Raw genomic sequence first — 8,601 nt, 5'->3', positions numbered from 1 at the left:
TACAGCATCGACGATGCACGGTTCGCCATCAACTCCGACGGCGTGATCACGCGCTCCGGCATCGGTACACTCGACTTCGAGACACAAACTTCAATCACGCTGACCGTGACCGCGACCTCCTCCGACAGAAGCACGGCCACCCAGTCCTACATACTCGGCGTGATCAACAGCGCCGAGCCGGTCGCCTTCAACGACCCGGCCGACACGGACAGCGCCACCAACCGGATCGTCCAGAGCGCCGCCGTTGGAACACGGGTCGGTATAACCGCTTCTGCAAGGGATTCCGACGCCGGATCGACTGTCACATACAGCCTCAGCGACACGCGTTTTGCCATCGACTCCAACGGTGTCATTACCCGTTCCGCCACCGGCACCCTCAATGCCCAAAACGAGCCGTCGATCACCCTTGCCGTGACAGCGACCTCGTCTGACGGAAGCACCGCCACGCACGACTTTACTGTCAATGTCGCAGCTCAAGCAGGGCCGCAGACGCTCTACCGCTTCGCCGTCCTCGGCGACATGGGCGACGCCGACCTCAATGGCGAAAAGGCGGTCGCCGCACTCGTTCACGGTTGGAACGTCGATTTCATCCTCACCATCGGAGACAACCTCTCGTCATCCGCGCAGACTTATGACGGCGTGGTCGGGCAACTCTACCACGACTATGTCGGAAACTATCAGGGCGCCTATGGGCCTGGCAGCAGCATCAACCGTTTCTTCCCGGTAATTGGCGACAACGAATATGACGGCGGCCATGTGCCCAACTACCTGAACTTCTTCACGTTGCCCGACAACGAGCGATACTATGACTTCCAGATCGGGCCGGTGCATTTCTTTGGCCTCAACAGCAACAGCGACGAGCCGGATGGCCGAACCTCCACCTCGACTCAGGGCCAATGGATGCGCTCGACGCTCGACGCCTCGAATGCAAGCTTCAACATCGCCTATTTCCACCACACCGCCTACAATCCGGATGGCGGAAGCAGCAGCATGCGCTGGCCCTATGAAACTTGGGGTGTCAACGCGGCATTCGCCGGCCACCGGCACGGATACTACCGGGAAAATCGCGACGACAACGGCGATGGCGTTCAAATGCCGTATATCTCGACGGGCTTCGCCGGCGACAGAAAAGATGTTCCCAATGTCGGCGCCAGCCTCGTTACCATCACCGATCAGGGCATGCTGATCCAGGTGTACACCGTGACCAGTTTCAACGGGACCGCCACAACGAGCACGCTCACCGACACCTACTTCATCCCCACACCCGCCGGCCGAACGCCGACGATCGTCGACGGCAACTACGTGCTGAACGGCACGCCCGGCGCGGACTATCTGTGGGGGCTCGGCAGCAATGCGACACTGACCGGCGGGCGCGGCAACGATACGCTGGTCGGCGGCAGGAACAGCAACATCTTCGCCTTCCAGACCGGCGACGGCAACGACACCATCCTGAATTTCAGGGCTGGCACAGGCACCGGAGACCGTCTCGATTTGCGAGCTTTCGGCATCGATAGTGCCAGTGAGTTCCAACAGGTGGCGTCAAACCAGGGCGCGAACGTCGTGACCAATCTAAGCGGAACGGATCAACTCACGCTTGTCGGTTTGCGCGCGGACCAGCTTCATGACGACAATTTCGTGCGCTCTGGTCTCCTCGTCGGTTAAACGCTCGCATCTTGCGAACAGCCGACGCGGGTCCGCATAGAATACACAGCATTAAAAAGCCGGAGCTTCCGCGAGGAAACTCCGGCTTCTTGCTGCCGTCATGCTAAACCTAAACCGGTGTGCCTGGCGGCATTGCTGAAATGATCAGGAGTTGGTAACGAGGCTCTTCAAAGCCGCGGCCTGTTCGTCGACATGGCGAAGGCCCCGACTGCCGCGACGCAAAGTCTCTACCCCTTATGTCTCCCGTGACCGCGGTCTAATTTTGCTGCCTTTTTCACCGGTCCTCGTGGATTATGGCGGCTTTTCGGCTTGTTTCCCCAATCATGCTTGCTGCGCGGCTTGCCGTGATGAGGACGTGAGCCCGCGGACTTGGCGATGGCGTGGGAACTCAGGCTTGTTCCAAGCAAAAGAGTTATAGCCGGCGGCGTCACCGCAGCAAAACGTCCCGCTTTTATTAGAAAATCTCGACGCGCTTCCGCCTCAGAACCAAATTCTTCTGGTATTATCTCCGATACTCTAACGTCATCCGTCGACATGAAAGCCCCCAATTCACTAGCTATTGGTAGATAAAAATATTATCATTTTATCATATTAGTTGCAATGCGGGCATTTTAATCAATTCAATATTTCATATCTTGGAACGAATATTTTCGTTGCATAGTACGCCCGCGATTCGACGAACGAGATGGACAGGGTCGGCCTGCGCCAGCTCGCGCACGCGCGATAGGCGCTTCGCGCCCCAGAACAGATTCCCGGCGAGACGTAGGGGTGCCCCTAAGAGCGGGTGCCTCGACGCAAAGCTGCGTCGCCAGTGCTGGAATCGAAGCAGGGGCCGCTCCAGACAGTCGGCCGGAACAGGCGTGCCAAAGAAGCGGTTGAGTGACAGCAATTGGGTATCGACAGCGTTGCCTACACTCTTGTCCGACAGTGACGCCCTGAACACTGTCCAGTCGACCTGCCCATCTTCTGACAGTTGTGCCAGATCGTACATGTGTCTGAGGTCCATTCGCCCGCGCCAGTAGTCTCCCTCCTTCAGCATATCGTGCGCCATCCAGTGCCAGGCACGGGACGAGCCGGATGGAATTTTGACGAGGAGTTCGTTTTGCTTCACAAGCTTCGGGGCGCCAAAGTCGTCCGGATGATACAAGCGCAATTCAAGAACGCCCACATCCTGTGGGCGTTCCATCCCCCGCCCGCTGGACACGGCCACGTAGCCAAGCTCCTCGAGGCAAGTCTGGGCCGGGGCTTCATCTTGCGCTGTGACGGCCACGTCGAGATCGCTCGTCATTCGGTTCTGTGCGGCACCCGACAAAAACAGCGGAACCGCGCCTTTCAGAAGAATCGGCACAATGCCGACTGAATTGAAGGCGGCAACCGCTTCATCAAGTTGCGAACGCAAGAGTAGGTTGCGCTCGCGATTGCGATCATGAATGAACTGAAGGTAGTTACGCACGTCGCCCGGCACGTGCTGAAGCAGACCAGCTTCGTTTAGCGATGCAAACAATGACGGCGTCAGCAAGGCATGGTTCGCCAACTCAATCACGGCCGGCCAATTCGGTTGCGCCACAAGCCGGCCGCGAAGGCCGGCGACCAGAGCATCAATCGGATAAACGTCCTGCCTCATCGGCAAGACCTCCTTATCAGATCCACGGCTCCATCGAGGTCAGAGTAGGTCAAGCGGAAAGCACGCGCCGATCCGACCACGCGAGCCAAGGCGTCGAATCCTATCGCCCCGAGCTCTCCGCCGGGCGCAAACGCACCGCCGAGGAGACCACATAATGCATCCACCGGACCGACCTCGTCCAGCCGCAGCCTCGAATCCCGATCGCGACGTAGCATTACGACGGATCCGACGGGCCATTGTCGTGACAACAAGTCCGGGGATATCTTGGGCGCGATGTAGCGCACACGCCGGTTATCCGGGCGGCGAAAAACGGGCATTTCCGCCAGGTCCGGGAAATATGGGGCCAGAAGGGGCCATGCTCCCGATTTGACGGCGGCTGCGAATGGAAGCCCGACACAGCGCCCGTCACCTTGCAGCAGCGTCACATCGTCCGATGCAACGCCGAAACCGGCGTGGGCTAACGCTAGCGTGAGTGTTGTCTTACCCGCCCCTGGGTCGCCGCAGAGCAGGACGAGGCGCTCGTCCTTAAGGAGTGCTGCTACGTGCAGGGCAAGTTCATAGGTGCTGGTCCCGAGGACATCATTCAGCACTTCGCCCTTCAACACCGTCGCCATCTCATCCGACGCCGATGCCAGGAGCCAGTCACCATTGCGAAACAGATGGAGCCGATCATCGTGTTCGGCCCACTGGAACACGACATCGGTGGTTTCTTGCTCGACCTCAAGATGCCTGAATACGCCAACCGTCGGGAAGGCGTGCGCCATCGGATAGAGAATGCGAATGCGGCGGCCGGCAATACTCAGCGTCTGGGTAACATGTTGTCGCGCAGCAATGTCGAGCGGCGAGATGCGCGGCCGGATCAACCCCAGACGCTGCCAGTCCTTCAAAGCTGCTTCGACCTGCCCGCCCGCATCCGGAGCGCCACACGCTATCCCGCGAACAACGGCATCAGCAGGTTTGCCCTCTTCCAACATCCGCCAGATCGCGGCGGCTGTATCATTCAGCGAAAAAATCGCGTGCTGCGAACCACTGAACAAAATGTTCTGCCCCCTAATGCGCGAAAGCCGCGCTTGCGTGACGAAACGCAGCTGCGCGCACCCGCTTGGCATTCCCAATCGAGACTCCACTGGAGTTACCCCTTCCGGCTAGCCGGCACCCGCACACGCTTACTCGGCCGGCGCCCCTACCAACCCACCAAAGACTTTGGGATCGCGCACAAGCCGCCAGCGCAACCAAAGTCCTGTGGCAAACGAGGTAAGGATCGAGGCCAGGACAAGAGCTGTGAACATGCGCCCGTCGATGATGCCAGCTGCGTGCGACACGCTGGCGAGCACGATGCCCGGCCCGCCGCGCGTGTTCATGGCAACGCCATAGTCGAGCGCCCTTCCCCAGTCGCGTTCGGCCGTTCTTGCGGCAAACGTGCAGCTCACAAGCTTGATGGTCGTGCTCAAGCAGATGAACAGAGCCGTCAAGCCGACATCAAACTCATGCACGAGATTGAGCCGCTGCCCGACAAGCGCGAAGTAGATCGGAACGAAAAACCAGATCGCGATATCGGCGATGTGTTGCTTGACAGGTGCGAGGTGCCGCGAGGGGAACCGAGCCATGACAAGTCCCGCAACAAGCGCCGCAAAAACGATGTTCACGTTCAACAGGCTCGCCACGGCGACGAAGACCAGGCACAGGAGCATTGTGTAGCCCGTGAATGGCGCTTCGTTGAACTTCCCGATGACCCGATGACGTAGCGCCCTTACGACGGCGGGAGCAAAAAACAGGGAAGCGACGACGAAACCGAGCGTGATGACGACCACACGCCCGATACCCGCTGCATTCGCCGCTTCGCCATGCTGGACGGCAGTGGCAACGGCGAGGATCGTCCAGAGTATGAGATCCTGGATCGTCGCAGCGCCGATGACGTTGCGCGCGAATGGCGTTCCCATCAGCCCGAGGTCGAGAAAAATACGCGAAATGACCGGGATCGACGTTACCGCCGCAGCTATCCCCATAACCAATTTGAAGGCGAAGGGATCACCTAGCTGGGTGTCCGCAAAAAGTGAGGCGCCGGCATAACCGAGCGCGAATGGGATCATCAGCGTGCCAACAACCAGCGCGGTAACAATCCGACCTGCGCCACCACCCCCATCTGTCTGCACTTTGAATCCTGCGGTGAACATCAGAAGCACGAGGCCGAACCAATAGAAGGCGGTCAGCAATGCTCCTTGTGCCGGGAAGGCTGCAAACAGCGATTTGTGGGCCTCAGGCGCGATCGCGCCCAGCACCGTTGGTCCAAGGACGATGCCACCAGCGATTTCACCAATGACACGCGGCATCTTCAGCCGCTCGAACAGCTGCCCGCCGGCCAACGCTGCGACGAGCAGCAGGACCAAGGAAAGGAAGAAACGCGCAGTCTCAGAATCGCTCATGGCGTAACCTCGAGCGTGGTGGGTGGCGGATGGTCAAGTCAAGGATGTCACGCACGACCGCCAATCCTGGGGTAGGTGACGACGATACGAGCTGCCAGTTGATCGAGCGAATACTTTTCCGTGTCGAGAACGAAGTCGGGGTTATCTGGCGGCAGATAGGCACTGTTGTAACCGATGAGTGTATCGATCTCGCCGCGCATGGCCTTGCCATATAGTCCCTTGGGATCCCTCTCAGCGCAGCCTTGGATGGAGCAAGCGACGTAACCTGTTGTGAGGTTCTTCACATTCTTGCGAACATAGTCGCGCGCGTCCTCACCTGCCGTCAGAGCCGCGACGATCACATTGAGGCCGGCTTCGGCCGCTTTGTTTGCCAGATGGACGAGGACCGAAACGACGCGCAACCGGCTGTCTGCGCCGAAACCCAATTGGTCACCAAAGAAGTCGCGGACTTCGTCGCCGTCAAACAGAATAGCGGGCAACCCGGCTGCCCTCAGATCGGCGACGACACGCGTTGCCAACGTGGTCTTGCCGGCCGAGGTCGGTCCAAGCAGCCATAGGACTGTTCCGGCCTGCGGCAGAACGCGTTCACGCCGCGCTTCGGGCTGTTGATGCGTGCTTCCTTGCACAGTCGATCCTCCTTGCCCTTTCGCTATTCCTGGAACAGCGCGTGTTTCATCATCAACTCGGCCCGGACGATGTCCTGCACTTCTGAACGCATCATCCAGTTCGGCAACGCTTCGCCCGCCTTTAACGCGCGCCTGATCTCGGTTCCGCTGATGGGACTGGCGGTGCCGCAGGCGCCGAGGTCGACATAACGTTCGGATTGGGTATCGTAGCCGACTGCTTCGAAGAAGATCGGTTCGATGCCGATATCGCCGAGATCTTCGAAAAGTTCGCGACCGGCGTTCGCGCCGTAAAAGTCGCCCACGCCGGAGTGATCGCGCCCGACAATGATGTGGCTGCAACCCATGTTCTTGCGGCAAAGGGCGGTGAAGACCGCCTCGCGAGGACCGGCAAATCGTGGATAGGTGATGAAGCTTGCCAACACCACCTTACCGGGCGGATAGATGCCATAATCCAGCATCGCCTGGTAACCGTCGAGGATCAGGTGCGGCAAGAAATCTCCGCGTTTTGTGTGCCCGACGATCGGGTTGATCAGCAGGCCGTCGGCAAAGGTGCGTTCCATGGCCTGGAGTTGAATCATCTCGTGCCCGCGATGGACGAGATTGCGACTGTGGAACGCGACCACGCGGCTCCAGCCCTTGTGGGCAAAGACCGTTCGTAATTGCGACGGGGTCAGGTCATAGCGTCGGCAGGGCAAGTCCAGAGCTTGTGCAAGCGTGACGTGGCCGGCAAGAAAATGGCCACCGCGCGCAAGGACGCGGGCAACACCGGGGTGTTCGCGCGCTTCTGTGCCGAACCATTTGCGCGCCAGAAGATCAGGTCTGAATTCATAGGATTCTGACACATCGAGGACCGAATGTGGCGAGCCGCCTTGGTTGCATAAGAGGACACGGTCGCCTCTGGCGTAGCGACTTGCTGCTTCTTTCGGTACAGCGAGCAAAACTGGCATTGTCCAAATTGGTCCATTAGGCAGACGCCTCTCTTCCAGCACGCTCTCCAGGCAGGCCTTGTCCATGAAACCAGACAAGGGCGAAAACGTACCGCGGGCGATTTGCTCGACGTCAGTCAGTTCTTCATCAGCAACCGTGATGGTCGGCAACCGCTTGATGTCGGGAATTTCGAGCGGGCCGGCAGCCTGACAAACGAGACGCCCGCCATGGGGCTCGACACCCGACATCAGCACCGAGGGACGCACACGGATGGGCCGCCCACCATTGGTCGTGTTCCGCAGAAATTGCAGGGAGACCTTTGCCACCATCCGTGCGCAGTTGACCGGATATTGACCGATGGCCGTCTCCGCCGCCAAGACGAGACCGTCTGCGCCATCCGCCAGCGTGTTGTAGATATCGTTGACCTCGGCCCGGGTGGGCGTTGGTGCACTTGTCATCGACTCGAGCAGGTTGGTCGCAACATAGGCCTTGGCACCATGCGCTTTCGCCTGGCTGATGATCATCTTTTGTATTGCAGGGATCTGCTCGATCGGAACCTCTCGCGAGAGGTCGCCACGGTCGATAAGGATTGCCTCGGACTTTTCAGCGATGGCGGCCAGATACCGTAACCCGCTCAGGCACTCGATCTTGGATATGATCGTTGCGTCGTTGCCGGCGTGGGAGCGGATCACATCCACATCGGAGGCCCGGTGGGCGAACGAAAGTGCGAAGTGCCGGACGCCCATGCGCCGACCGATGGCAATCGCAGCGACGTCCTTCTTGGTGAGCGGCGGCATATCGATCGTCCGCTGCACCGTCACCGCCTTGTTTTGCCCGATCTCGCCTCCGTTCAGCACCCGAAGGACGACCTCGTCGTCGCGCTTTTCGACGACCTGACAGAGGACGGCATTAAAGTCGATGCTGACGAAGTCGCCAACTTCAAGCTTACTGACAATATAGGCCGGGTAGAGACTGATGGCGGACTGATTGCCTGTGACCGGCCGGGCGTGAGCGGTCAGGAACCGGTTTTCCCGCACAGTTATCTTGCCGTCGGCAAGCGGCCCGGTGCGGATCTGGGCACCTTCTGTATCAAGGCAAAGCGGTACGGACGTTCGCTGCTGGATGAAGCCGACGATCCGCTCGATATCCTCGACCTTCGTGTGCGACAGATTGAGGCGCAGCAGCGAAGTGCCTGCCCGTTCCAACCAATGGATGACCCTGTCGTTGAGGGATGCCGGACCGAGCGTGCAGAGGAGTTCGACTTGTCTGGCTTTCATGGTTTCACCTTTGATCGTGTTCATTGCATTGATGGGATCAAGATTTGCCCGAAGCGCATGTC

The 8,601-nt window shown here is 59.4% G+C and carries 5 protein-coding genes and 1 pseudogene; 1 reads left to right on the top strand and 5 read right to left on the bottom strand.

Annotated elements, in window-relative coordinates:
• A pseudogene (locus MKZ91_RS05100) lies at nucleotides 1-1,662 on the top strand (hypothetical protein); the annotation flags it as partial.
• A 628-nt stretch (nucleotides 1,663-2,290) separates the two neighbouring features.
• On the opposite strand, the gene MKZ91_RS05095 reads toward MKZ91_RS05100, so the two are convergent.
• The 5 genes from MKZ91_RS05095 to MKZ91_RS05075 form a co-directional block, all read right to left on the bottom strand.
• Nucleotides 2,291-3,286, bottom strand: a complete 996-nt coding sequence (locus MKZ91_RS05095; protein ID WP_336168571.1) for a nucleotidyltransferase family protein — start codon at nucleotides 3,284-3,286, stop codon at nucleotides 2,291-2,293.
• Nucleotides 3,283-4,395, bottom strand: coding sequence for a PqqD family peptide modification chaperone (locus tag MKZ91_RS05090; protein WP_336168631.1), 1,113 nt, complete (start codon nucleotides 4,393-4,395; stop codon nucleotides 3,283-3,285). The genes MKZ91_RS05095 and MKZ91_RS05090 overlap by 4 nt, the downstream gene beginning before the upstream one ends.
• Before the next feature lie 57 nt (nucleotides 4,396-4,452).
• Nucleotides 4,453-5,673: a cation:proton antiporter gene (locus tag MKZ91_RS05085; protein ID WP_336168570.1), complete on the bottom strand. Its 1,221-nt coding sequence runs from the start codon at nucleotides 5,671-5,673 to the stop codon at nucleotides 4,453-4,455.
• 83 nt (nucleotides 5,674-5,756) lie between these two features.
• Nucleotides 5,757-6,335: an adenylyl-sulfate kinase gene (locus MKZ91_RS05080; protein WP_336168568.1), complete on the bottom strand. Its 579-nt coding sequence runs from the start codon at nucleotides 6,333-6,335 to the stop codon at nucleotides 5,757-5,759.
• Between the two features lie 23 nt (nucleotides 6,336-6,358).
• Nucleotides 6,359-8,563 carry a pyruvate kinase gene (locus tag MKZ91_RS05075; protein ID WP_336168566.1) on the bottom strand — a complete coding sequence of 735 codons (2,205 nt, stop codon included), beginning with the start codon at nucleotides 8,561-8,563 and terminating at the stop codon, nucleotides 6,359-6,361.
• Between the last annotated feature and the right edge of the window lie 38 nt (nucleotides 8,564-8,601).

The organism is Ensifer sp. MJa1 (assembly GCF_037026475.1).
Lineage (GTDB): Bacteria > Pseudomonadota > Alphaproteobacteria > Rhizobiales > Rhizobiaceae > Ensifer.
Note: the sequence above shows the minus strand (reverse complement) of the source record. Positions and strands in the feature narration are given on the sequence as shown.

What these genes read in the sequence shown, in the direction of transcription:
- MKZ91_RS05090 (WP_336168631.1), bottom strand. Translation starts at nt 4,395, where the DNA reads ATGCCAAGCGGGTGCGCGCAGCTGCGTTTCGTCACGCAAGCGCGGCTT.
- MKZ91_RS05095 (WP_336168571.1), bottom strand. Translation starts at nt 3,286, where the DNA reads ATGAGGCAGGACGTTTATCCGATTGATGCTCTGGTCGCCGGCCTTCGC.
- MKZ91_RS05075 (WP_336168566.1), bottom strand. Translation starts at nt 8,563, where the DNA reads ATGAACACGATCAAAGGTGAAACCATGAAAGCCAGACAAGTCGAACTC.